This is a genomic window from Janthinobacterium sp., from assembly GCF_009923995.1.
Lineage (GTDB): Bacteria > Pseudomonadota > Gammaproteobacteria > Burkholderiales > Burkholderiaceae_D > Janthinobacterium.
The window spans coordinates 28,103-53,275 of the sequence record NZ_RFSK01000011.1; the positions used below are offsets into that span (position 1 = coordinate 28,103).

At 55.6% G+C, this 25,173-nt stretch carries 22 protein-coding genes; 11 read left to right on the plus strand and 11 right to left on the minus strand.

The features are described from left to right. Window positions 1-20 precede the first annotated feature (20 nt). Complete coding sequence (locus EBS11_RS08005) at window positions 21-1,730, plus strand: TnsD family Tn7-like transposition protein (RefSeq protein WP_290601878.1); 1,710 nt, start codon at window positions 21-23, stop codon at window positions 1,728-1,730. 182 nt (window positions 1,731-1,912) lie between these two features. On the opposite strand, the gene EBS11_RS08010 is transcribed toward EBS11_RS08005, so the two are convergent. The 7 genes from EBS11_RS08010 to EBS11_RS08040 form a co-directional block, all read right to left on the minus strand. After that, on the minus strand, window positions 1,913-3,643 hold the full coding sequence (locus tag EBS11_RS08010; protein ID WP_290601880.1) for a TnsD family Tn7-like transposition protein: 1,731 nt from the start codon (window positions 3,641-3,643) through the stop codon (window positions 1,913-1,915). Between the two features lie 22 nt (window positions 3,644-3,665). Beyond that, window positions 3,666-4,304 carry a hypothetical protein gene (locus EBS11_RS08015; protein WP_290601881.1) on the minus strand — a complete coding sequence of 213 codons (639 nt, stop codon included), beginning with the start codon at window positions 4,302-4,304 and terminating at the stop codon, window positions 3,666-3,668. Continuing rightward, window positions 4,291-4,485, minus strand: coding sequence for a hypothetical protein (locus tag EBS11_RS08020; RefSeq protein WP_290601882.1), 195 nt, complete (start codon window positions 4,483-4,485; stop codon window positions 4,291-4,293). Before EBS11_RS08020 ends, EBS11_RS08015 begins: the two co-directional genes overlap by 14 nt. Window positions 4,486-4,493: 8 nt before the next feature. Then, window positions 4,494-5,126, minus strand: a complete 633-nt coding sequence (locus EBS11_RS08025) for an ATP-binding protein (protein ID WP_290601883.1) — start codon at window positions 5,124-5,126, stop codon at window positions 4,494-4,496. Window positions 5,127-5,323: 197 nt separating this feature from the next. Further along, entirely contained in the window at window positions 5,324-7,318 is a 1,995-nt protein-coding gene (locus EBS11_RS08030) for a transposase (RefSeq protein ID WP_290601885.1), read from the minus strand. A 1-nt stretch (window position 7,319) separates the two neighbouring features. Further along, a complete protein-coding gene (locus tag EBS11_RS08035; protein WP_290601887.1) occupies window positions 7,320-7,790 on the minus strand; it encodes a TnsA endonuclease C-terminal domain-containing protein in 471 nt (156 codons plus the stop codon). Next, window positions 7,739-8,179, minus strand: coding sequence for a TnsA endonuclease N-terminal domain-containing protein (locus EBS11_RS08040; protein ID WP_290601889.1), 441 nt, complete (start codon window positions 8,177-8,179; stop codon window positions 7,739-7,741). The genes EBS11_RS08035 and EBS11_RS08040 overlap by 52 nt, the downstream gene beginning before the upstream one ends. Before the next feature lie 22 nt (window positions 8,180-8,201). On the opposite strand from EBS11_RS08040, the gene EBS11_RS28365 reads away from it, so the two are divergent. From EBS11_RS28365 to EBS11_RS08055, 4 genes are all read left to right on the plus strand, one after another. Further along, window positions 8,202-8,477: a type VI secretion system baseplate subunit TssF gene (locus EBS11_RS28365; RefSeq protein WP_365955067.1), complete on the plus strand. Its 276-nt coding sequence runs from the start codon at window positions 8,202-8,204 to the stop codon at window positions 8,475-8,477. 292 nt (window positions 8,478-8,769) lie between these two features. After that, complete coding sequence (locus EBS11_RS08045; protein ID WP_290601891.1) at window positions 8,770-9,957, plus strand: hypothetical protein; 1,188 nt, start codon at window positions 8,770-8,772, stop codon at window positions 9,955-9,957. Between the two features lie 4 nt (window positions 9,958-9,961). After that, entirely contained in the window at window positions 9,962-11,143 is a 1,182-nt protein-coding gene (locus tag EBS11_RS08050; RefSeq protein WP_290601893.1) for a caspase family protein, read from the plus strand. Beyond that, window positions 11,140-12,540 (plus strand): hypothetical protein, encoded by a 1,401-nt coding sequence (locus EBS11_RS08055; RefSeq protein ID WP_290601895.1) that lies wholly within the window; start codon window positions 11,140-11,142, stop codon window positions 12,538-12,540. The genes EBS11_RS08050 and EBS11_RS08055 overlap by 4 nt, the downstream gene beginning before the upstream one ends. Window positions 12,541-12,622: 82 nt before the next feature. Here the strand turns inward: EBS11_RS08055 and EBS11_RS08060 are convergent, their stop codons facing one another. Together EBS11_RS08060 and EBS11_RS08065 are read right to left on the minus strand one after the other, a co-directional pair. Then, on the minus strand, window positions 12,623-14,839 hold the full coding sequence (locus EBS11_RS08060; protein ID WP_290601896.1) for a S8 family peptidase: 2,217 nt from the start codon (window positions 14,837-14,839) through the stop codon (window positions 12,623-12,625). Then, complete coding sequence (locus EBS11_RS08065) at window positions 14,836-15,990, minus strand: ATP-binding protein (protein WP_290601897.1); 1,155 nt, start codon at window positions 15,988-15,990, stop codon at window positions 14,836-14,838. The genes EBS11_RS08060 and EBS11_RS08065 overlap by 4 nt, the downstream gene beginning before the upstream one ends. Window positions 15,991-16,118: 128 nt before the next feature. Here EBS11_RS08065 and EBS11_RS08070 point away from each other — a divergent pair, with 128 nt between their 5' ends. Together EBS11_RS08070 and EBS11_RS08075 are read left to right on the plus strand one after the other, a co-directional pair. Further along, entirely contained in the window at window positions 16,119-17,168 is a 1,050-nt protein-coding gene (locus tag EBS11_RS08070; RefSeq protein ID WP_290601899.1) for a DUF4113 domain-containing protein, read from the plus strand. Window positions 17,169-17,247: 79 nt separating this feature from the next. After that, complete coding sequence (locus EBS11_RS08075; RefSeq protein ID WP_290601901.1) at window positions 17,248-17,535, plus strand: hypothetical protein; 288 nt, start codon at window positions 17,248-17,250, stop codon at window positions 17,533-17,535. Window positions 17,536-18,246: 711 nt separating this feature from the next. Here EBS11_RS08075 and glmS read toward each other — a convergent pair. Further along, the gene (glmS, locus tag EBS11_RS08080) at window positions 18,247-20,076 is read right to left on the minus strand and encodes a glutamine--fructose-6-phosphate transaminase (isomerizing) (RefSeq protein WP_290601902.1); all 1,830 of its coding nucleotides are present in this window, start codon (window positions 20,074-20,076) and stop codon (window positions 18,247-18,249) included. Between the two features lie 161 nt (window positions 20,077-20,237). On the opposite strand from glmS, the gene EBS11_RS08085 reads away from it, so the two are divergent. Next, window positions 20,238-20,711, plus strand: coding sequence for an Lrp/AsnC family transcriptional regulator (locus EBS11_RS08085; protein ID WP_290601903.1), 474 nt, complete (start codon window positions 20,238-20,240; stop codon window positions 20,709-20,711). 663 nt (window positions 20,712-21,374) lie between these two features. On the opposite strand, the gene glmU is transcribed toward EBS11_RS08085, so the two are convergent. Beyond that, the gene (glmU, locus tag EBS11_RS08090) at window positions 21,375-22,751 is read right to left on the minus strand and encodes a bifunctional UDP-N-acetylglucosamine diphosphorylase/glucosamine-1-phosphate N-acetyltransferase GlmU (RefSeq protein ID WP_290601904.1); all 1,377 of its coding nucleotides are present in this window, start codon (window positions 22,749-22,751) and stop codon (window positions 21,375-21,377) included. Window positions 22,752-22,779: 28 nt separating this feature from the next. Here glmU and EBS11_RS08095 point away from each other — a divergent pair, with 28 nt between their 5' ends. From EBS11_RS08095 to coaD, 3 genes are all read left to right on the plus strand, one after another. Next, window positions 22,780-23,685 (plus strand): DUF6279 family lipoprotein, encoded by a 906-nt coding sequence (locus EBS11_RS08095; RefSeq protein WP_290601905.1) that lies wholly within the window; start codon window positions 22,780-22,782, stop codon window positions 23,683-23,685. Between the two features lie 219 nt (window positions 23,686-23,904). Continuing rightward, complete coding sequence (gene rsmD, locus EBS11_RS08100; RefSeq protein WP_290601907.1) at window positions 23,905-24,564, plus strand: 16S rRNA (guanine(966)-N(2))-methyltransferase RsmD; 660 nt, start codon at window positions 23,905-23,907, stop codon at window positions 24,562-24,564. Window positions 24,565-24,675: 111 nt separating this feature from the next. After that, a complete protein-coding gene (gene coaD, locus EBS11_RS08105) occupies window positions 24,676-25,173 on the plus strand; it encodes a pantetheine-phosphate adenylyltransferase (RefSeq protein WP_034752633.1) in 498 nt (165 codons plus the stop codon).

A 25,173-nucleotide genomic window follows, 5' to 3' on the forward strand; every position in this document is an offset into this window, starting at 1 on the left:
TCCGTTCCACGCCGCCTTCAATGCCTGCAAAACTCCTTTTCTTTCCGCCTACGTTCCCTGACGAAACCCTCATTTCGAGGGTCTCACGCTATCATCTGATGTCAGGCAACAGAACTGACCAGTCCACATTTATCGAGCTTTTCGGTAGAGCGGGTTTTGGATTGGGGGCGGTAGTGCCGCCGCATATTGGGGAACTGGCATTGCGCCTACCAGGAGACCTCGACACCAATGTAGTCGCCATTCACTGGGAGAGCACCTTGCTTCCGGCATTTCGCCCGTTTTTAGGGAGATCAAGCAAATCTCCCTCGCCCCCCAGCGATGAGGCTGGCGAGGGCGCGGGAGTCAGCCACCTGCCCAGGCACGTGGTCGGCATGAGCGGAGAGGCGAAACTTTGCCTGAGCTGCGCCAACGATGATGAAAAGTTGCATGGCGCCGGGTATTGGCACCGATCCCATCAAATCCCTGGCGTGACCGTATGCTATAAACACCAAGAGGCACTGATCAGCAGCTGTCCGAATTGCCGATACCCGTTTCAACACGCGAATCGACTGCTCTCCGTGCCTTGGGGGTCTTGCTACCAATGTAAGCAGCGTTTGAGCAAGGCCGGCCAAGGGCAGACCGTATCGGAGTTGGAAGTTGCGTTTGCGAGATACGCGCACGATCTGCTCCAGGAAAACATGGCGTCGGTGCCGCCTGACATTCTCATGAACACGTATCGGGAAAAGATCCGGCAACGCGGCTATGTCCGAAAGTCCCAAATCGATCTCAAAAGTTTTCAGGAGGCGATGATTCGATATCTGGGAGAGCCATTTATCCGCAAGGTGGATCCCGCTTTTTCATTGAACCGGACCAGCACTTGGCTGCGCTTATCCTACCTTCAGTCAGCACTGGATCTGCCGATTACGCGTCATCTCCTGATGGGAATGCATCTGTTTGGCACGGCCTCTCATTTTCATATCGAAGTGCAAGCGATGCAGAACGCTGGGCATATTACGCTCCGCAAGAAGGCCACGCAGTCCCACGCCAGCCAAAACATGCTGCGGGATGAATTCAGACAAAAAATCACAAAGGAATTGAAGAAAAATCCCACGCTCAGTATGGAAAAACTTTGGAAGAAGCAAGTGCGTACGATGGCATGGTTATTCGAGCACGACAAGACCTGGCTGAACAACACAGTGACTGCGGGCGTAAGTAGAGAAACCGATGCGTTAGCGTCCAAGATACAAGCCGCTGATGCCCTCGATCGTGAAGGTGCCCGTCAAATTGAAGAGGTATCGCGCAAGCTGTTTGAACAGACAGGTAAACCTCAGCGTGTGACAATCAGCAAAATTCTCACCGGTCTGTCCAAGCCAGTAGCCAGCACAGCAGGCAATCGGGAGCGCTATCCGCTGTTGTTCGCCGCCCTCGATCTGTGCAAGGAAACCGCTTGGTGCTTTAGTGCACGCCGGATATTGTGGGCCTTGGGAGAGCTGGATCGCTTCGAAGAAACGATCACGATAGGCAACATCGTATTGAGATCTGCTGTCGGAACTCGCGCCGTGGAGGAAATATTGCAATTTTGTGGCTGGGATGGAGAGAAGCTGAGCAAGACCACGATCAACCCCAAACTCTTGCTGGCGAAAGCAGGCATCACGCGCACATGGCGCGGCCCGTCCGAAAACAAGTTAGGAGAATTTGCTGGCCGCGGCTACGTGTCAAAAGGCACGCGCCGAAAAAAATGGGCTATTTAACCCAACACCAGCGAAAACAAGACGCAGGCCACCGCACTGATCGAGAAAAGCGACAAGACCTCAGGCGCTCTCGACGTACTGGCGCCTCGTGCGCCTGGAAATCAATATTGATTGACAAGCCGATTCAATAACAGTTCTACCTCCTTGGCCAGGGGTGGTCTCAGTCTGGCCATATGCATCAACTACCACGATGGCGGCAAGCCCTGATGATACATTTGCCGAGCGGCCCAAGACAGGCGGCGACACTGGAATTGCGCCGTCGTCTCCACGCATGCGGCAAGCGCAACAGCGGTCAGAGGCAACTTGATCAAATGTTTTTCCAGCACCGCGAGGCAGCCAATTTTCCGGCCTATTGCCGATTGACTGACTCGAACAGGCTTTTCCACTGCGTAAAGCTCCTGGCTACATTCCCGTACAGCGTCGGCCATTTCTTGGTCTCGTCGGCCCCAATCTATCCGCGCATTGTGCACTATCAACCGGCGTGGTGTTGTCTCAATAGTATGGGTCAACCATTCCCGGTCATTCCTGTGCAACCAAGCGTAGTCGGGTCGCGCACGCAGTAAGGCGGTTGGATGTCCGCGTACAAATCGCTTCCGTCGCCGATCTCGTTGATTCACAAAGATCAATTCCTTTCTGACTTTTGCCACATCAGGAAACATGCGCAGTAAACGATACAAGCTGACGGTCGAAGTCTGATGGCGTCGCGCCAGTGTCTCGAGCGCAGTGTTGGACTGGAGCGCCCTCGTCAGTATTGCCATCGTGGGTCCATCGAGTTTCTTGGGCCGCTTGGCAACAGGGATGCCGCCTTGGGCAGCCTCGATACGCAAAGTAGTCACGGACTTGCCGAGAAGTTGGGCACAGCGCCGCAACGAGTACTGAAGATCCACGAGCATCGTGCGTAACTGATTTCCAGGAAGTGCAGGCACAGGCGGCGGTAGCGAACGACTGGATGGGCGCGATATCTTGACCGTCTCATTCGCCGCCATCAAAAGGTGCTCAATCTTGCCGTTGAGACACTGCAGCAGAACGAGATGCTTAAGCGGATGCGTTGACTTACGTGACTTGCGCAGCAAACTGATCGCCCAATCCTGGAGGCCGGAAGCCGGTCGCTGGAGGCATTGCATTGCGCCATTTGCGGACAGCGATGACACTTGCTGTCTTACTTGCTGGGACAATTCGGCAACCATCACCCGTCCGCCAGCATGAGTGAATCCGAGGTCCGATGCCAGACTGCGATAAAAGTCCTGAAGTCGCCTTGTAGGGATAATATCCAAATGCAAATTGAGAACTTGCCGACTCAGGATCGAGAGGGCTAGCATCCCTTCTCGATGCTGTGCTGAAACGACGACGTGCTTTGCGTGCAAGATGACTTCCCTGTCCGCTGGGAGAAACAGTTGGTGGCGATGCTGTGCCACCCAGCTCGCCGCCAGTTCGACAAGCGGTGCGCCATGTTGCGCGCAGATATGAACCGCCGGCAGCTGATGGGCTCGATGCCAATACGGTTGTCCAACAAGTTCCACATCCCGCTCGCTGCATTGTTCGCAATAACGATAGCAATTTCCCCCGCCCACTTGGCTTGCGATCAGCCCCATCAACGTCTTGAGCCCTGAAGCCGATGGACCTTTCATGGCAATGAGACTAAGTGCGACCTGCCGCTCAGTCAAGAATGGACGGTAATACGGGAACAAGGTATGTCGGTCGACAATGTCTTGGGCATCAAGCGCCACTGCTTGGGGAAGCCTGGAAGCGAGGGTATCGAGCAAACTCGGAAGGTGTGACGACACGATCTGTGTGTGCTTACCGAATAGTTCATGCAATGTGTCCCGATCGTCATGATGGCCGGAAAGACGATGGTATCGCGCAATCAAACTAAACAGCGACTCGTCCGGGAAACTGGTAGGGAAAAATTGCAAGCGGCCGCAACCACTCATTGTCCTATGCACTCTTGCAATAGCTGTCGGAAAACTCCAGCGCATCGGTTTGCAACCAATTCTCCAGACGAAGAATCTCCAGTGGGTTTGCCTGTTCCGCGATGGTGGCAGAAATCGTCGGCGTTGATGGGGTGGCGTTGGCGGCCACTTGCTGCGGAGATGCCGCCGAAGACGGCGATTCTTCCGTAGTTGGCACGGTTGACGGCGGTGTGCCCCTGGCGGCCTTGGCCTGACGCAGTATCGACAGGCGGCTCTCGGAGGACAGCACGCCAGCATCGATCATCATATCGTCGAGCTGATCGTCGGTCGGCATCAGGTCTTCAAATTTGCGCATTTTTTTGGGATCCCGGCTGCGCAGAACCGCCAGCGCCGGCTTCAGGAGTTTCATTTTGGTGTCGGCGACATGCTTAAAGACAGCCTCCGTCAGCGTCTCCTCATTGGACTGGATGGCGTAACGCTGTCCCAGTATCATTAGTTTGGCTAGGAAGTCAGTGACGCCCTGCGTGAGGTCGTACAGAGTGGCCCGTATGCCGTCGGTCAGCACTGCGGGATTGCTGACCCATTGGTACTCCCAGATAGTTTCGACGAGCAATGTCCAGGCATCACCACTTTCCTCGGGTTGCTTGAAATCATAAGTACCCAAGCCACACGCGCGCCTGGCATTTCGAAGCACGTCCGCAAACAACTCGAATCCCGATGGTATTGATCAGATTGACGAAAAAATTAAGCATGTTATCTTTGCCGCCGGTCTTGGCCGCGTTCAGATGCTGCAATTCGTCAATAAAGATCGCACCGATAAAATAGGTGCTGGCGATTTGTTCCATCCTTTGAATCATTTCAAGGATGCCGCCCTTAGATTTATATCGCTGGCGTACTTCTGCTGTCCCAAGGCTTGATCCACGGCCCGGAAAAACGCGTGACACAGGCCAGATAGAGAGCCATCGAAAGGGCATTCAATTTTCAGCCAGACAATCTGTGTGTGGATGAATTCGCGATCCTTGTAGCGCTTATGGAGTATCGTTTGCGGATACAAGCGCAAGATCGAATTGAGCGCAGTGGTCTTGCCAATACCGCTTAAGCCGACCAAGCTAAAGGTTGTGGCCGAGGACTGGAAATTTGCCATGGCGCGTCGATCGGTCGACAAGGTATGCAAATGCCGCCAAGTGGCCGCCGACATGGGATTGCGGCTGACATAGCCGCTGCGGATCAGCGACGAGACTGCGCTCTCCAGTTCAAGGTGAATCTCCAACGGCTGCACTACGGTTCTCAACCGATCAATGCAATGGAGCCGGACTTCCTTGGGCAAGCTGCGCTCTTGTTCGCTCCCGTCAGGAAAGTGGCCAATCAAACACGCCGCATCCTGCTCCGATAGAATCGGCGGCAGTGCTTCGATCAAAGGATTGCCGCCATATTCGGAAACGGGAGACGGGGTGTAGGTGGCATATACCGGTGCTTGGTTGCTCATGGTGACGGCTTATTGTTTTCGACGCAGACGGCTCAGTAGATCGATAACCTCACCACTGCGCTGCCCATAGGTTTCAGAAACGGCGGGGACTGGTGGAGGAACATGGCGTGCAGTAACGCTTGGAGAGGCAAGCGCTGGATTCACGCTGCCAGCCCGCTCGGCGGCCTTTTCGATTGCGCGATTGCCGCGGATGTCCGCTACGCTTTGCGCCGCCGACAGATGATCCGGGGCCAGCTTTTTTCCGCGGTAGCCTGCACAATAATGCTTTGCACCTGATCATCGAGTTGGACCTTACTGGTCAGCTCGACGTACTTTTCTTCAGGCGATGCGTGCTCGATCACTGCTAGCATGTCCTGGATTTCCTCCAGCCGATGCCCTTGATATCGAACCTCGGATGCGCGCAGATTATATTGAACAAATGAATGGTCGTCGCCGCGTATCCAGAGGTGTTCGGGCTTGGTCGGATCGTGCCACACATCGATCGACTCACGTCCCTTGGCGCGAGCACGAGCGAATTTCAAGCCTTCGCGGTCACCGGCCGAGGTGTAATACATGCCTGAGAAGTAAATACCGCCGGACTGCACACTCGCCTTTGCCTTCGGCAAAAGATGCAGGTAGATCAATTCGGAGGCCTGGATATTTGGCGTGCCAAAGCCATGCTCGATACCCCAGTTCCAGATACCCAAGGGTGTGGAATCAATCCCTTGAGCGATCATGTCCGCGTTGAGCCAATCGGGCTGCCGGCTATGGCGGTTATAGTGCAAAGTACTGGCTACGATGATTTTGGTGAACTCCTGCAGGTCCAGCGTCGCATCCAGACGATAGTCCCGTTCGCCACGCTCCTTAACTCGTTCGGCAACACCACCAGGCGCCCACTGTATTTGAGTCAAGCGATTGAGTACCCGGAAACGGCTCTCGACAATCGCTTTCCAGTCAGGGCGGTACGGCGGAGGAAACACCAGGTCGATGCCCAAGCCCGTTGCCAAGCTTGCGGCCCCGGTCCCCAGCATCTCACCGCGATCGCCGCATATTTCTTGCGGCAAATGATGGCATGGCCAATCGTTTACACTGATCTGGATATCGAATTGCCGGCAAAATTCCACCTTGTCACTAAAGGCATTCCACAGGGCTTGCCGAGCGCCGCTCCAGCTCGGCCCCTCCAGCCCGACATACAAGCCGACGATCATCCTGGAAAACACATCGACCACGACATATACCACGGGCCGGCCGATGATCCAATTGCGGTTAAAGCGGCTGACCAAATAGACATCGGCAATGGTGGCGTCAATTTCAAAGCGGTGGCAAGGACCAAACAGACCTTGATTGGCTCGGCCCGCCAGGGCACGATGATCTTTTGCCCATTTGCGCTCACCTTTACGGCCACGCAGCACTGTAATTTCGTCGAATGCTTTCTTGCCCCAGTAGTCGAATTGCGTGAACTTGGGCAGTTCGTGCGCGGGCTTGAGTTCTACCTCATCGTCCGAATAGCCTGCTACCGGTTGTGTCGTCCGGTAAAATTTGTTCAGTGTCCTGGTATAGGCGTCGGTGATACATTGGACCTCATTGTTCTTATAAAGAGCGTAGCCGATCTTGATCATGGCCTTGTCCTGGTCAGACAGAATTTTGGCCTTGGAGTCCATCACGACGCCTTGAAATTTCGGAGGGCGGCCGTTAATCTTCCCGTTGACGAAGGTCTTCGGCTTGCCAGGGCCACCAGAACGTACATAGTCAGGTAACAGCGTATTTTCGGTGGAGCCAAATAGCCAATAACGGTACAACAATCGATATAACGTCTTGCGTGGCAAACCCATGGCGGCAGCATGCGCAGACAACAAAGGTCCCATGGCGTCAGGGACGAATATCTCGCCGGGATATTTGGTTTGCACGAGAGGCCGGATACGCTCCCAGCTGGTTTGGCGGATAAGTTTGGCTTTGGTGGTGAGCTCGTCCTCCAGCAGCAACATAAAGGCCGGCACTTTGATGTCAACACGACGGATCTTCTGCTCTTGCAGTAGTCCATGCAGCTCATCAAGGGATATCGTCCACGGCTGCCGAGGTGGAACCTGCATAGTGATTAGGCTGGCGAGATTGTTCTCTTTATCCAACCACAGTACCCTGGCCGGCAGCGCAAAGGGTTCTTCTTGATGGATGGATTCGAACACCTCCTGGGTGGTAATCGTGGGAGTCATCATCTCAAGGGGCCTTTAATTGGCTCACAGCGGATATCGGGCCGTGGTGAATCGTCAACGCCGGACAGAGCCCGCCAAGCGTCAGAGCATGGTATGCTATATCAAGCCGGATTGCCTTTTGAAGAACCAAATATTTGAACAGCAAAACACCATCCGGATAGGGGACATGGGTGGCGGTCGCCGCAGCACGGATCATGGACGACAATGTTCGCTCTCCTCGGGCATAATGCTCCAAGGCATCCAGGAATTGAAGCTGAACGTCCAGCTTCTGCAGGTGCCGCTCCAACGACTTACCTTTTCTAAGCCAGATCAGATTTGTGATTAATGTCGGCCCTAAAGTATTTTCCGTGACCACCTTCCAGTCGTCAATGCCTTGAGCATGCCAGATGGCCTTTTCCAGTTCCAGCTTCTCAACAGTGTGTTTCAGGTCGGGGGATGGTTGGAAGGCTTCTTCGTATTTGATCGTGCGGGCCACCAGTTTTGTGCTCCATCGGGCGCCTGCAGTGTGACCATAAAGTCAGTGCTCATCACGTAGTGAAGTTGGGTACCGTGGAAGCGGGGATAGCGAATGCCAAGCTGCGCTGCGATATCGATGGTCTGTTCCGTTGGGAAAATCGGAAACTGCTCTCGGATATCGACTACCTGTTCAGAAAATTCGAGAACCAGAAAATAACCAAATTCCAGCTCCGACAGAAATTCGTGCAGCCGGCCCGTCTTGACGCCTTGCACCCTGCGTGAACGACCTTGTGATGGAACATCCTGTACGCGTAGCCAGGGCTTGTAGCTTGCACCATCCCCTTGCCCGTATCCGTGCGCAATATGACGATCAATATCGGCTTGCGTTTTAAAGCGTCGTCCCCGCACTGTTCCTGCCTTTCAAAAAGAAATTGCACGTAATTATAGCGAAAGGCATCCCCTTTATTCGCGGCTTTTTCCTGCGACCGCCATCGTGTGCTTCGAAGTCGATGCCGACGGAGCTGCGGCCACGCGCTTGTCAGTGACGACGCCCCCTCGCGGCACAATGAGCTGCGAACTGCCGAGTGAACCGGTATGCGAATTTCGCACGGCGTTTGATCTCCAGCTCGCGCCGGTCACGCTTTCCAAGGTTGAGTTCAATCCAATCGCCCATTGCCGCCAACACGCGTCGCTAACGAAGTCCTGACACGCCATTCATGACAATCAATTGGGCGGCACAACTCCATGAGACGCCCACTTGTTGGCGCCGACCAAATACTGCCCCACCATGCCAATCGAAAAATGACCCAGGGCGGGGCGCTGCGTTTGTGAGTAGCAGCTGTGGATAAATGTACCAAATAAAGAAGGGGAATTCGTGGAGGGCGTAGCCTGGAACTAATTAGGGGCTATAGCTGTGATTTCGTGCCCCTCTATTACCATCGCGATATCACATGATTTCATGCTATGGTGACAGGCTAAGACCACAAGAAAGGATTGTCATGCCATTTGTGTTTGTTCACGGTGTTAACAATCGCAAGGACGTTGACTATACGCGGGAAGAAAAGTTGCGAGAGGCGTTCCTGCGCGAGATCGTTGCCCCGGTAGTAGGAATCGATCCACAGCATCCTGTGTTTGCTCCCTATTGGGGAGGAGATGGAGTCAGCTTCTGGCGCGATCTGGCCGTGATTCCTAAAGGTAGCGAAGTCGAGACATTCGGTAGCATTGAGAGTGAACTGTCACCCTCGCTGGGAATCGCTATCGCGACGGGCGCCTTGACGACAGGAGATAGCTTAGATGCTTTGGCGCGCCGTCGGCCTGACGTTGCGATTGACTTATTATTCGATGCGATCATTCAGGAGGCACAGTCCGATGCCGATATACATGCGGTCGCAAAAGCATATCGACTTGTACAGGCTCGCTTAGCCGATACCGCCTCGCCTTGGTTGGCACAGAGTACCAAAGATGACCTGTTGGATCAGATATTCGACGTCGTCAGTCCACCTAAGACTACAGGTGCTGAATCGTTTGGCGGTGTCGGTTTTTGGAGTATGCTCGAAGAGGGCGCTAAACGTCTCAAACTATTCGGCCCCGATCAACTCTCCCATGCCGTCGTCGGCCTTTCACGCCGTCCCTTGACGCGCAAGATCGCGACCTTTATCGGCGATGCTTTCCGGTATTTGAGCGAGCGCGGTGATGGTACCACGCCTGGCCCTATTGCCTCCGCGGTGCTCCAATCTCTGCTAGAGGCGTCCGAACTCGCTCGCGCAAAAAACGAGCCTCTCGTGATCATCAGCCATAGTTTTGGCGGTGAGATCGTTTACGACATCCTTACCCACTACGCTGAAGGCACTAACCTTGAGATCGATGCTTGGATTACCGTAGGGTCACAAGTCGGATTATTTGAAGAGATGTCGCTATTGTGGGCCAGTCCTGGGCGAACGGACCGTAAGGCAGTGCCGCAAGAGGCCATCACCTCGCCTAAGCGGGTAAAGCGCTGGCTGAACATCATCGATACCAATGATGTGCTGGGCTTTCTTGTTTTGCCGACGTTCACTGCAGCGGTACCCGACACTGTACATGACTTCAAGTACAACACTGGTTACCCTGTCACCGGCGCGCATTCCGGGTACTTTAAATGGCCGAGTTTCTATCAACGGTTGGCGCAACATATCCTCGAGGGGAAATGAGCAAATGACTCAAATTCGACTGCGCAGTGCCGACGATATGCCGGGTACTCATGTATTGATCATCGGTGTCGGCTACTACCGTCACCTGCGAGGGGGGCCCGAGCAACGAAACAAAGTGCACTTAGGATTAAACGTATTAAGCTCACCGCCGATATCCGCCATGCGTTTGGCACGCTGGCTGATTGATGGTGACGGTGCTGGCAGCGGCTTACACAACCCGCGCGCGCCACTTACGACGCTTGAAGTTCTAGTATCGTCGGAGCAGAGTGAGCAGCTTAACGCGGCAGGCGTTGCATATAGCATTGAGCGAGCTTCTTTGCCTCTTGTCCAAGCTGGCTTCGACCGCTGGATCGACGAGGTTCAACGCCATGCCAATAATGTGGGTATGATCTACTTTTGCGGGCACGGCGTGATGGGTAATGGCCCTGAGCATATCCTGCTTCTAGATGATCACGGTGCTAATGGCAACCGTCCATTTCAAACCGGAAGCTTTGATCTGTCCAACACCGTTCGCGCGCTTTGGCGACAGGTGCCTGCTCAACTCTACGTATTCGTCGATGCCTGCCGAACATATAGCCGGGGCATTGGCGAACGGCTTGGCGCGCGGCCAGCTCCGTTGTTGGACGATGGACTCTCCTCAGCTAACGTCAACCGTGGTACCACCTGGATCGAGTCCACCACGGAAGGCGAGTTGGCCTACGGCGATAGCGTAGGGATCTCACGCTTTACGGATGCATTGCTGCAGGCGCTGGATGGCTATTGTGGCGTTCCTCAGCCCGGAACAGCAAACTGGCACGTTAATGGCAGTGCACTTACCCAGGCGATGCCAAAGCTGCTGGCCATGGTGAACAAGGAGCGTGGCGGCGATCCCCAATCCTGCACTCCACATCCTTCTGGTGCAGTGGATGCTCCATTGCATATAACGGCCATGGTACCTAAAGTCAGGGTAGAGATCGAACTCTCGCCCGAGGCGTTGCGAATGAAAAGCCGTTACGAGATTCACAATTTGGCTGATACCAGCGCGCCACCGATCACTGGTGGGCAAGCGGATGGTATCTGGTGTACTGAAGCGAATAAAGGGATGTACGAAGTACGGATAGATTGCGCGAGCCACCAACCCTATGCGAGTGGTGTACAGTACTTAGAACCGCCGCATTACCATCTTCCTGTGGAGGTGCAGCCATGAGTCAGCATCGTTTACGTATCCGACTGAGCTTGCGCGAGGAGCTTGGTTTTCTCCCTGCCTTTCTTCCGGTGAGTATTGTTGACGCGCACGGACAAGTGCTTACCACTGGCGCCGTGAATACCCGTCGCTTCACGGAAATTCACTACGACCGGACCGACGCACCGATTTTCGTTCGTTTGACTCTGCCTAATGGAACGGCCGAGATGCAGCCGCTGCAAACACGTGATCGTGTGTGGCGCGACGAAGTGACATTTAGTCTTGGAGATGATGTCACAACCTCCCACTGGATGGCATGGTCGGCTATGCGTGTAAACATGAAGCGACATGGTGGGGCCCTGCTGAATCAACCTGGTATGAAGGACGCTTGGTTTCAACTGTGGGAGAAAACACCGGATGCCCGGGCCTGGCGGCAGATTCCGATGGACGCACAATTGATTGATCTTCCTCGCTCACAGGACGCAATTCAATTGGAGCTTCGGGATTCGCACAACCCACGTGCACTGGTTGTGCGCCTGGACAGTGATACGCCACAGATTGTGTCCTTACCCACACTGGAAACTAGAGTGTTGGTTACGTCGTTGCGCACTCTGTCGGGAGTGGTGACGCCGCGAGTAGTGGTAGGCGGGTATAGCCCTAATGCCGAGGCTATTATGGAGTTTTTACTGGCTGGCAGGCTCAGCTCGGTTGAATCGATGCTTGATCCAGGTAGTAAACTAGCACATCAGCTGTTGCGCGATAAGCTCGAAGATCCTATCGCTGCAACTGCTGCAGCTTACTATCTGCTTCGTAAGCGTGATTGGGATCGCCTGCCGTCCTCATGGCTGGACAACCTTGTCAACTGGAATGAGGGGATCCCCGATGCACAGCTGATTCGTGCTACAAGCCAGATCGAACGTGGTATGTCAATGGACCGCGCCGCTAGCCTTGCCGTCGAAACGTTGTCGCGTTTTCTTGATAACGGGATGCCGTTGTTTGCGGAGGCTAGCACGTTACTTAGCGACCTTCTAGCATTGGCGGAGAAAGCTGAGTCGCCGTTGGACCCGCAGACTGCGAAGATGTTGCGCATGATGCTTGCATCCTCACGTCCTGCCGGACTGAGCTTTGGCTTCGCGGGAAAGGCCCCCGACAAGCCGATGACCGCTCACAAAGCGTTCGAGCGGCGGCAAGAGGTTCGTAGTCGACAACTTTTGGCTGAAGCAACTAGGCAAGTAAACGTCCTTACCCACTTTGAAACGGTCGGATCCTTCCCAGCCCTCCGCAATGATTCTTCGCGCCGACAGCTTCGCATGGCGGCGGAAACCATTCGGCTAAGTGCGAATGTATTATTGTCTACCCCGCAGCGTGCAGTTTCTGGTAGTGCTGCAAAGACGTTATTCCTGCAGGACGTCCTAGAGTAAGGCACATTGAACTTCCGTAGGGTGCGGGCGCCCCACTCCTGCACTGGTAGACAGTTTAGTACTGCCCGCCAGCGCAGGTGGTTTACACTCGAATTGGCAGAGAAACCTGAGACTGAAGTGGCGTCAGAATGCTCACGTAAGTACGAAGGATATCATTGTAGAGATCCGCATGTTTGGGGGCCTTAATGGTTATCACTAATGCGTATCGGATTTTCTCGGCATTGCTTGCTTTGCCCCCACCCTCACGGGCGTTGTAGTGGATGTCGAATACTGGATCACTTAATGACGAGCCACGCATGCTCTTTTCTCCATGCAGGACAGTCTCCCATTTACCCAAATCGGAACGCCGCTCCTCTTCAGTAGCAAATTGCTTCATATCGAAGAACCCCTTAGACGATGCATTTGAGGCACCGTCTTTTACTTTCGCCGAGTTGGGGCGAAACACCACGTCTAGTCCGGCGCGAGTATACGCGGAAGCATCTTGCGGATCGGTTGGACAGGCATAGCAGAATGTAGCGCCCAGGACAATATTGCCCGTGAGGCCACCTTGCGGCAACGGTAATGCTGCGCGCAAGTACTTTCCAGGCTTAAGCTCGCCTTGGTAGATAATTCGTGCGACGCCATCTGGACAGGTGATCAGCGTCATAAGGTCCTCAGGAATTTTTCCCCAGCCTACTTCGCACTTATCATGTTCCCCAGCGTCCGCGCCGTGAATCATGAGCGCCTTGAGGGTAAGTGGTGACAACTCCGTACCTAAAATCGCCCGCATGCCTACTGCAGATCGCAGGAGATACGGTCCCGCTAGGCTTGTTCCCATCTGTGGAGCAAGGCGTGCCCGATTAGAGGGCGTCAACACATGAAAATAATGAGATGAATCGCCACCAAATGCGAGAAGGTCCGGTTTCATTACTCCTGGACTGCGTCCCGGTCCGACGGCACTGTATGCTGCTCGCGCCCATTTTGCAGTTGTGCTATCAGCAGCACCAACCGCAATGCCGTTGACACAGTCGGCTGGAACTTGTATCCGCGCATTACCAGAAACACGATCGTTCTCTCCATTATTTCCTACTGAGATGGTCATAAATGTATCACCATCTCCGAGAAGATCGTCAATAACAGCGGTCCAAGCGTGGACATCTGAATCTTCGATTGGTAAATCAGGGCCTAGGCTTAGATTAATAAATTCGTATTGGCGAGATAGAAGTACCTGCTCGACAAATCCGAGTGTGCGGTACATTTCTAGCCGATCTTCAGTATGTGAATCATCGTCGAGGACACGAATGCTGTCCACGTATGAGTAAGGTCGATCAGCCATACCATTTGGCTGTAAGGGGCCAAACAAAAATGCAGAGGTCACGCCGAGGCCGTGCTCGTTTGCCTCAAGATCGTCAGCTGCATTTGGATCCAAGCGGTGATACGCCTTCACCCAAGGAGAAATCGGATGTTGAGATGGGAGCCCTCCATCTAAGATTGCTACCCGGGGCTCAGAAGATAACGGCTGCGTCGTGGGTAATTGGCATGTAATGGAAACACTCGATGTACGCGTGATCGGCCTCATTCCTCGAAGTTTAGGCATCGGCCTGATTACGCGTACGAACGAAAATAGAGCCAGACGCTCTACGCTTTGCCTACTACCCTCTGCGGGTATGAACCACAAATTTCCTGCTCGGAATGCCAAATCTCCGTATAACTTCACGTCGAGTTTAGCTGCGAATTTCGCGAATCCTTGTTGAATGAACGCAGAGCTATCTTCTTGCAGAAGATGAAGGCCTACCTCAAAAAATCGTTCCTTTAGACTGCCATAATCTCGCACTCTTGCATCCGGTGAAAATGCTTGAAATTCTTCAATGTGTGCGATATCTAGTGCTTCATCTGAACCTTGCTCCGCATGTTGTATCCAATCGGGTAGGCTACGAAAAACGCTGCGCTTTCCAGCGACAAATAACTGAGTAGTACTAGACTCAGCAGGTTCTCCCTTTTTTGTCCAAGCCTCCGGCGTTACCTTCACTGTTCGACTGCCTACCGATTCTAGGCCTGCTGCTCGTAATAATGCGACGGGAAAATACGATCGTGCAATGTAACCTGGGTTGAGAGTTAGCAAGGCCACCCCAAAGTCACGAGGGCACGCATCATCGGGCAGACTATCCAGCGTTTGGGAGGCGTCTTTCAACTTTGGTCGGAGACGTTGAATGGCATAGGAGTAAGGATAAACCTCAGCTTTATCACCAAAACGCTTCGGACCTTTGATGTCACGTACCAGAAGCTCGCCGCGGCCAATCAGAAAGTTCGGTTTGTTCATGCCTTTTTATACCTCTCTTTAGTTTGATTGCTTTTGTTTCCATGTTTACGAATTGTGTCTCGGCTTACCCCAGTGAGATCCGAAGCTGTATGCTGAGACAATGTTTTGCTATTTGTCAACGTGACAGCTAATTCTATCCGTGCCGTGTGCTCAAGCATTTGGGCTCGCCCGCGAATAAACTCTTCAATTAGATCAGTGTCTGAAGCAATTCCCAGCACCAAGGTGCGCCGAAACTTCTGAATTGAGCGTTCGATATCGCTTATCGAGAGGCCTTTAAACGCATAAGTAAGCACATCTATCCACTTAGCTAGAAGAGGGTAATCATTGCCTAGGAAGCGTCGCACGGAATCTTTGATGGCGGTCTCATCAGGCATTTCAAATTTAATTTCGAGATCGAAGCGACGCCAGAGCGCTGGATCTATTAGTTCCGGATGATTGGTTGCTGCAATTAGTAAGCTTGTGACAGGCCAGTTATCGACCTCTTGCAGTATTACGTTTACCAATCGTTTAAGTTCTCCGATATCGGCTTCATCGCTTCGGCGTTTTGCAATCGCATCAATCTCATCAAGAAATAGAACGCATGGAACTCGCTTTGCAAAATCCAACGCTGCACGTAGATTGCTCCCACTCTTGCCCAACAAACTGCTCATTACGGCAGTTAGGTCCAGTACATAAAGTGGTACACCTAACTGTGCAGCAATCCATCTGGCAGTCAACGATTTGCCAACACCAGGAGGACCGACAAAGATTGCTGACCTTGAGGGCTCAAGTCCGGCTGCCTTTAGCCTATCGGCTTGACGGCGCTCCTCTAGCAGTTGACTCAACGAGGCTCCCAAATCTTCAGAGAGCAATGGCTCGGGAAAATCCCGTGGATCGTTGAATGTCCGAAGGAGAGTTAATCGTGACTCATCATCGACCGGCATTGCATGCTCTGCGTTCCTCGGCGGTACTGCAGCTCGTCGCAGTGGAGTGTTCGTCCTTGTTGCACGATTCTTAAGAAACAGATCTAGCTGCTCTGCTAATTGAGGCTCAGTAGTTCGGTATTTGCGAACCAATCGGGCGACGTACAGACGTACATCATCCGCTTGCTCCAAAAGAGATAGCCTAACGAGCTGGACTAAATCTTTTTTAACTGCATTTTGTTCGTCCATTTTAAATATAAGTCTTTGATTTTAATGTGAAAAGTTACGATGATTTCTGGACTAATTAAATTTTACACTGTTTTGCGCTCAATGTGTATAGATATACAGTATTTGTGCCAGATGAAGCGCGAAGTAGGGTGATCATACCTATCAGAAGTGTCCGTCATACTGGTGGGGGTAGCCCCCACGTCGAGGTCTACAGTATCGATGAGTCATTCCTGAACTTGAACGGCCTGGGCGAGCTGTGGGCCTCGCCTACGGCCATGGGCCAGGATATCCGCGCCAAGGTACTACTCTGGACCAGTCTGCCGGTTTGTGTTGGAATTGGCGCCTCGAAGACGCAAGCGAAGCTGACCAACCATATTGCCAAGAAATTCCCGCTCTTCGACAGCGTGTGTGACCTCTCCACCATGTCCGCTGCCCGTATGCACTGGCTATTCACCCATATCGACGTAGGCGAAGTAAGCGGCGTTGGCCGGCGCATCGGCGAAAAGCTACGCGCCCCGGACATCAACACTGTGCAAGACCTCAAGAATGCCTCGCCGCGCGACATGCGCGCCAGGTTCGGCGTGGTCATGGAAAGAACGTGCCGCGAGCTACAGGGAATATCGTGCCTGGCATTGGATGAAGTAGCCCCGCCACGTAAGGAAATCATCAGCTCAAGGTCGTTCGGCGCCATGGTGGCCAGCGTTGACGAGCTGGCCCAGGCCATGACCGCCTATGTCACCCGAGCGGGCGAGAAGCTGCGGGCACAAGGGTCGGTGTGTGGCGCTGTGCATGTTTTCGTGCAAACGGATCGCTGCCGCCGCAATGAACTCCAGTACAGCAACGGACTAACCGTCCCGTTGATCGTGCCGACGGATGATAGCCGCGTACTTGCAGGTGCTGCCTTGCATGGGCTGGATCGCATTTTCATCGAGGGGTTCCGCTACAAGAAGGCCAGGGTGATGCTCATGGACCTGTCCCCGAAGAGTATGCTGCAGGGTGTGCTGTTTGATGAGGCACGCCCGCGCGAGCCAGGTGTCAAGGTGATGGCAACGCTCGATGCGTTGAACAGCCGCTTCGGGCGCGATACGGTCACGCTGGCATCGTCCGGACTGGCACCGCGCTGGTGCATGCGATCAGAAAATAAGACGCCGGCATACACGACTCGACGGAATGAATTGCCAAAAACATTCGCTTCTTGATATGTTCTGATACTATATATTACTGCCAAGATGTAGTTTTAGGCATTATCAAAATACCGAATCTAAATATGGAGAATTTATGAGCAATATCATAAACGTGGGTCTTGATTTTCTAACGCTTTCTGATAATAAAGTAGACATAAAAGTCTACCAAGACCGTTTGAGTGCAGCACTCCCTGACTATAAGCTTGAATTCTCTTTTCCAAAAAGTAGCAGTCCTGACGCCAGCTATATTTGGGCAATCAATTCTGCTGGGGGGATAGATGTTCATCCCTCTGTGGTTTTTAAGGCTGCTGAACTGATATGGCCAGACGTTGTCGGAACTGCAGCTCAACAACCACCATCAACACTTAAAACTGATGCATAGAATTCTTGTTGGTGGCCAGTGCTGAACTCTGGCTCGGGGCCGCGGTGATTTTTTATCGTAGCTGCTTTGCTCACATTCTTGGTACAGCCTAGTACATTCGCCGGCGCCGGTTCGGTCCATCTGCCTCGCATCTGCCTGCGCATTCACCAACAAGAGAGGTTCGCTAGCCCCCAGCCGGCTACCTCTCGTTTTGGCCGCCGCTTACGCCCGGCGAGTCGATTGCATTTTACTTTGCTGCGTTGATGAACGGCAACGGCGCGCCGGCATACATGTTGGCCGGCAACACGCCATCCCCCCTTTGCCGGCGCGCACCATGTCCACCTCGATGCGGCGCAGCTCCAGCACGTCTCGGTTCTGCGCCAGCGCCGCGCCCTGCAGGCGTAACCGCCGATGGCTCACACTATTCGCACGACGACGCATACTACGCGTTCGGCGACGACGTCATTGCGGCGCAGCTTGTCATCTTCAAGAGAATATTCGAGGGAACCAACCACATGCCGCACTACGATATGATGATTGAAAGGGCGTAGGTCGAGTCCTTTTTCCGACCACTTTGGCTCGACCAACTTTATTCGAGTCCGACCAACTTTATTTGGCTCTCGTCACACTCGATATTCTTGTGTCAAACATTTTTAGACAGTGTCAAACATTTTTAGTTTGTGTCAAACATTTTTATTTATCAACAATAGCGACAGGCAGCATCCGGCCCGCTTACTCCACCGTCACCGACTTGGCCAGATTGCGTGGCTTGTCGACGTCCGTGCCGCGTGCCAGGGCCGTGTGGTACGCCAGCAGCTGCAGGGCGCAGACGTGCAGGATGGGCGACAGGTCGCCGTAGTGCTCGGGCAGGCGGATGACGTGCAAGCCTTCGCCGGAGTGGATGTGCGAGTCGACGTCGGCAAAGACGTACAGCTGGCCGCCGCGGGCGCGCACTTCCTGCATGTTCGATTTCAGCTTCTCGATCAGGGCATCGTTCGGCGCGATGGTGACGACCGGCATTTCATTCGTCACCAGGGCCAGCGGGCCGTGTTTCAGTTCACCGGCCGGATACGCTTCGGCGTGGATGTAGGAGATTTCTTTGAGCTTCAGGGCGCCTTCCAGGGCGATCGGGTAGTGCATGCCGCGGCCCAGGAAGAGGGCGTTTTCCTTGCGCGCGAATTCCTCGGACCAGGCGATGATCTGCGGTTCCAGCGCCAGCACGGAGGCGATGGCGACGGGCAGGTGGCGCATGGCTTTCAGGTGCGCAGCTTCCTGCTCTTCGGACAGGTGGCCATTGACTTGCGCCAGGCACAGGGTCAGCAGGAACAGGCCGGCCAGCTGCGTCGTAAACGCCTTGGTCGAGGCCACGCCCACTTCCACGCCGGCGCGCGTGATGTAGGCCAGGGCGCATTCGCGCACCATGGCGCTGGTGGCCACGTTGCAGATGGTCAGGGTGTGGTGCATGCCGAGGCTGCGCGCATGTTTCAGGGCGGCCAGGGTGTCGGCCGTCTCGCCGCTTTGCGAAATCGTCACCACCAGCGTGTTCGGGTGCGGCACGCTGTCGCGGTAGCGGTATTCGCTGGCCACTTCCACGCTGACGGGCACTTTCGCGATCGATTCGATCCAGTATTTGGCCGTCATGCCCGCATACGAGCTGGTGCCGCAGGCGAGGATCAGCACGCGGTCGATCTGCTTGAAGATTTTATAGGCGTCGTCGCCGAACAGTTCCGGCATGATGCCGGTCACGCCTTCGAGCGTGTCGCCGATGGCGCGCGGCTGTTCGAAGATTTCCTTCTGCATGTAGTGGCGGTACGGGCCCAGCTCGGCCGCGCCCGTGTGCGCATGCACGGTCTTCACTTCGCGCTCGACGGGCTTGCCATCGACGTCGACGATCCAGCAGCGCGACAGTTGCAGGTCGACCACGTCGCCTTCTTCCAGGTAGATGATCTGGTCCGTCGTGCCGGCCAGGGCCATGGCGTCGGAGGCGACAAAGTTTTCACCATTGCCCAGGCCGACGATCAGCGGCGAACCCTGGCGCGCGGCCACGACGCGGTGCGGCTCGTCGCGGCAGAAGACGGCGATCGCATACGCGCCGTCCAGGCGTTTGACGGCTTGCTGCACGGTTTCGAACAGGTCGCCGTTGTACATGTGCTCGACCAGGTGGGCGATCACTTCCGTGTCCGTCTGGCTCTGGAAGACGTAACCCAGGGCCGTCAGTTCGGCGCGCAGTTCGTCGTGGTTTTCGATGATGCCGTTATGCACCAGTGCCACGCGGGCGTTCTCTTCCGTCGGGGAAAAGTGCGGATGCGCGTTGAACGAGACAGGGGCGCCATGCGTGGCCCAGCGCGTGTGGGCGATGCCCGTGAAACCGCTCAAGCCTTCTTCCGCGATCTGCTTTTCCAGCTCGGCCACGCGCGAGGTGGAGCGCGAACGCTGCAGGCGGCCATCCGCGTGCAGGGCGATGCCGCAGGAATCATAGCCGCGGTATTCCAGGCGCTTCAAGCCTTCGAGCAGGATGGGAGTGATATTACGTTGCGCAACTGCGCCGACGATGCCGCACATGGAAACCTCTGGTTAAAAATTAATCAATGCACGCATGCTAAAGCAGAGCGTATGAAATATGCTTTCTAAATCATGGTATTTTTGACTGAATATTTCACACCTATTTTGCGATGAAATATTCTTTCATTTATACTTGATTTATTTTCCAATTCATCAAAATCATGAGCGAACACCACCTCATCCTCGACGAGATCGATCGTCGCATCCTGAACGCCTTGCAAATTGATGCATCGCAAACCAACAGCGAGCTGGCCCAGGCCGTGCACGTGTCGGCGCCCACTTGCTTGCGGCGCGTCAAGCATTTACGGGAAAGCGGCGTGATCGAACGGCAAGTGGCCATCGTCGCGCCGCAGCTGGTGGGCGCGCGCCTGACGGCCATCGTGGAAATCACGCTCGACGTGCAGGCGGCGGAACGCTTGGCGGAATTCGAGCAGCTCGTGGCGGACGAGTCCGCCGTGCTGCAGTGCTACCGCGTCTCACCCGGCCCCGACTTCGTGCTGATGGTGCAGGTGGCCGACATGCCCGCGTATCACGCGCTGGCGCACCGCCTGTTTGCCGCGCATGCCAATGTGCGCAACGTGAAAAGCTATTTTTCCACGTTTCGCAGCAAGTTCGAGACGCGCATCGCCGTCTGAATCCCCGTGGCGGCGAAGTTATCCCGCGCTATCAGTGCACTTATGCACAATATTATCCACAAGCCATTCTCTCCCTCCCGCCAGGCATGCACATTGACTGGCAGAAAAAGACCGGCGCCGAATTTGGCAAGCTGGCCAGTGCTGAAGACTTATCCCGCCTTATCCTCAGCTTGCTCACCCGTTAGCAACATGCTTATGCACAGTCTTACCCACAGGGGCGTGACGCGCATCTCGCAAAAATATGCTGTCGATACAATGGCTTGCAAGTTATTCCCGGCTTATTCACGCCTTGCGCACAGGTTTATCCACATTCCCTGGCGTTCACACAGCACGGTGATTTCCCATTGACATGAGACGGCTCTTTCCTGGGCATAAGGCTGACGGGAGGAAAAACTTATCCCGGCTTGTCCACGGCTTGTCCAGCGCTTATACAAGGCTTATACCGGGCTTGTCCATGACTTGTGCGCAGGCTTGTGCACACGGTTATCCACACTGTAAAAAACGCGGTGGCAAGGGCAGCAACCCAAGAGTCCCAGTTATCCCTTCTTATGCGCAAGCTTTCCACAGGCTTACCCACAGACGGGGGAGGGATCTGGCAGGCGTAAAAAAAGCCGCCAGCCCGGAAAGGCTGGCGGCGTCATGCTTGCCGGACGGTGCGCCCGCTTACTTCGGTATCTTCACGGGGCGGCTCCAGCCGTCGATGGTCACTTGCTTGGCGCGTGAAATGGTCAGCTTGCCAGCCGGCGCATCTTTCGACAGGGTCGTGCCGGCGCCCAGGGTGGCGCCCTTGCCCACGGTGACGGGGGCGATCAGCTGGCTGTCGCTGCCGATGAAGGCATCATCCTCGATGACCGTGCGGAACTTGTTGACGCCATCGTAGTTGCAGGTAATGGTGCCGGCGCCCACGTTGACGCGCGAACCGATGGTGGCGTCGCCGATGTAGGCCAGGTGGTTGGCCTTGCTGTGCGCGGCGACCTGGCTGTTCTTCACTTCGACAAAGTTACCGATATGCACGTCTTCCGCCAGCACGGTGCCGGGGCGCAGGCGCGCGTAGGGGCCGATGATGGACGCGGCGCCGACGACGGCATCCTCGATGTGGCAGAACGGCTTGATGTGCGCGCCATCGGCCACCGTGGCGTTGATGATGACGTTGTTGGCGCCCACGCGCACGCCGTCACCCAGCACCACCTTGCCTTCAAACACGCAGCCGACATCGATGGTGACATCGCGGCCGCAAACAAGTTCGCCGCGCACGTCGATGCGGGCCGGGTCGAGCAGGGTCACGCCCCGCTCCAGCAAGGCCTGGGCGATGTTGTTCTGGTGGATGCGCTCGAGCTGGGCCAGCTGCACCTTGCTGTTGACGCCAGCCACTTCCCACACGGCGGCCGGGTGGGCCGAAGTGACGGCCACGCCATCGGCGACGGCCTGGGCGACGATATCGGTCAGATAATATTCCCCTTGGGCATTGTTATTCGACAAAGCCGACAGCCATTTCTTCAGCGGCACGGTGGGCGCGACCATGATGCCGCTGTTGATTTCGCGGATGGCGCGCTCTGCCGGCGTGGCATCCTTTTCCTCGACGATGCGCACGATGGCGCCGTTGTCGCGCACGATGCGGCCCAGGCCGAAGGGATCGTCCTGTTCCACCGTCAGGATGGCCAGCTTGTCGCTGCCGGCCGCCTGCACCAATTTCTGCAGGGAAACGGCACTCGTCAGCGGCACGTCGCCGTACAGGATCAGGGTCGGTACCGACTCGTCGAGCAGGGACACGGCTTGCTGCACCGCATGGCCCGTGCCCAGCTGCTGCGTTTGCTCGGCAGCGTCGAGGGTCAGGCCATGGCTGGTCTTGTAGCCGTCGAGCAACTTCAGCACCGCAGCGCCCCCATGTCCGTAAATCACGCATAATCGGGACGGCGCCAACGTGCGCGCCGTATCGATCACATGCGACAGCAGCGGCTTGCCAGCCAGCGGGTGCAGTACCTTGGGCAGGGCCGACTGCATGCGTTTCCCCATACCGGCGGCGAGAATGACAACGTTCATAGACCGTAATTTTTTAAAAGTTAAGAATATGGAAAAGTTTAACACGCAGGCCCCGTATTCCACGCCGTTCCGGCGCTTTACTTATGCCGTGCTGGCCATCCTGCTCGTCATCATGGCCGGCTGCAGCGGCTTGCGCCTGGCCTACAACAACGGCGACACCGTGCTGTACTGGTGGCTCAATGCATACGTCGACCTGGACCGCGACCAGAAGGGCTGGGTGCGGGAAGACATCGACAAGCTGTTCGACTGGCACCGCAAGACGCAGCTGAAGGATTACGTGGACATCCTGCGCACGGGGCAGAAACAGTTGCAGGGCAACATCACGCAGGCGGACTTGCTGGCCGATTACAGCGAGATCAAGCACCGCACCCAGACGCTGCTGCTGAGGGCGGCGCCGGAGCTGGCCGACCTGGCGCGCTCGCTCAAGCCCGAGCAGATCGCGCAGATGGAAAAGAAGTTCAAGTCGAACAATGACGACTACCGCAAGAAATACCTGAGCGGCGACCAGGACAAGCGCCAGAAGCTGCGCTACAAGAAAGCCATGGAGCAGTTCGAGCTGTGGTTCGGCGGTTTCAGCAGCGAGCAGGAAGCCATCATCCGCAAGGCGTCCGACGCGCGCCCGCTGAACAACGAGATCTGGCTCGACGAGCGCATGCGGCGCCAGCAGAATGTGTTGAACCTGGTCAAGAAAGTGCAGCAGGAAAAGCTCGGCAAGGACGCCACCGTGGCCTTAATCAATACCCTGATCAAGGACAGTTTCGAGCGCCTGGAGCACTCCGAGCGCAAGGCCTTCTTTGACGCTTACCAGGACAGCACGGCGCAGATGGTCTTGACGGTGATCAAGATTGCCACGCCGGCGCAGAAAGCCCATGCCGTCAAGCGCATGCAGGGCTGGATCGACGACTTCAATTCCCTCGCCAGCCAGCCCAAATAAGGCCAGGCGGAGAGCAGCGCCAGCCGGGGGGCCGGCGCTGGGCGAGGGGGCCATATGCTATAGTGGCCGCCATCGAATTGAAGAAATGGAACGCCTGACAAAACCTGCTGCGCGTCGCGATTTGCGGCCTGCGATGCTCACTGTGCCTGCGCACAGCCGCGCTTCCTGGCCACAACGCACTGCCGCTCGCTATGGTTTTGTCAGGCGTTTTAAATGCCCATGCAAAAGAAAATTAAAAAACCCGCCAAAGTTCCCGTCCACCACGCGCCGCCACCGAACCAGGTGCGCATCATCGGCGGCCAGTGGAAGCGCTCCGTGCTGCCTGTCTTGCAGGCACTGGGCTTGCGCCCCACGCCGGACCGCGTGCGCGAAACCGTGTTCAACTGGATCAACCACCTGCGCGACGGCGACTGGGCCAACGCCCAGGTGCTGGACCTGTTCGCCGGCAGCGGCGCCCTGGGCTTCGAGGCGGCCAGCCGCGGCGCGGCCTGCGTCACCATGGTCGACACGCACACGCCCGTGATCCGCCAGCTGGAAGAGAACAAGGCCAAATTGCGCGCCGACAATGTCCAGCTGCTGCGCGGCGACGCCCTGCTGACGGCGCAAGGCCTGGCGGCACGGGGCCAGCGTTTCGACCTGATCTTCCTCGACCCGCCGTACCAGCAGGATTTCCTCGCCAAAGTGCTGCCGCTGTGCGCCAACCTGCTCAAGGAAGGCGGCATGGTGTACGCGGAATCGGGCTTGCCGCTGGTCTTCGACGAACACAGCGCACTGGAAAAGCCCGAGTGGATGGCGCCGTGGGAAGTCATCCGCGCCGACAAGGCGGGCACCGTTTACTATCATTTGCTAACTTACAACAAAGTGCCGGCAACAGCCTGAATCTGCCTATAAAACAGGCAAAAGAGGGCTAAAACGGCGCCCCGGCCCAGGGCGAGGCACCATTTTCAGGCATAATGCGCGTCTATATTGGTGCATCGTTAGGGAGCCGCAATGGTTGTAGCCGTTTATCCAGGAACATTCGATCCGCTCACGCGCGGTCATGAAGATTTGGTGCGCCGCGCATCGGGTCTGTTTGACAAGCTGATCGTCGGTGTGGCCGACAGCAAGAACAAGCAACCGTTCTTCTCGCTCGACGAACGCCTGGAAATTGCCAACGAAGTGCTGGGCCACTATCCGAACGTGCAGGTGGAAAGCTTTTCCGGCCTGCTCAAGGATTTCGTGCGCAAGCACGAAGCGCGCGTCATCGTGCGCGGCCTGCGCGCCGTCTCCGACTTCGAATACGAATTCCAGATGGCGGGCATGAACCGCTACCTGCTGCCCGATGTCGAAACCATGTTCCTGACACCGTCCGACCAGTACCAGTTCATTTCGGGCACCATCGTGCGCGAAATCGCGGCGCTGGGCGGCGACGTCTCCAAGTTTGTCTTCCCCTCGGTGAACCGCTGGCTGCAAAACAAGATTGCCGCCAACGCTGCCTCATCGCAATAA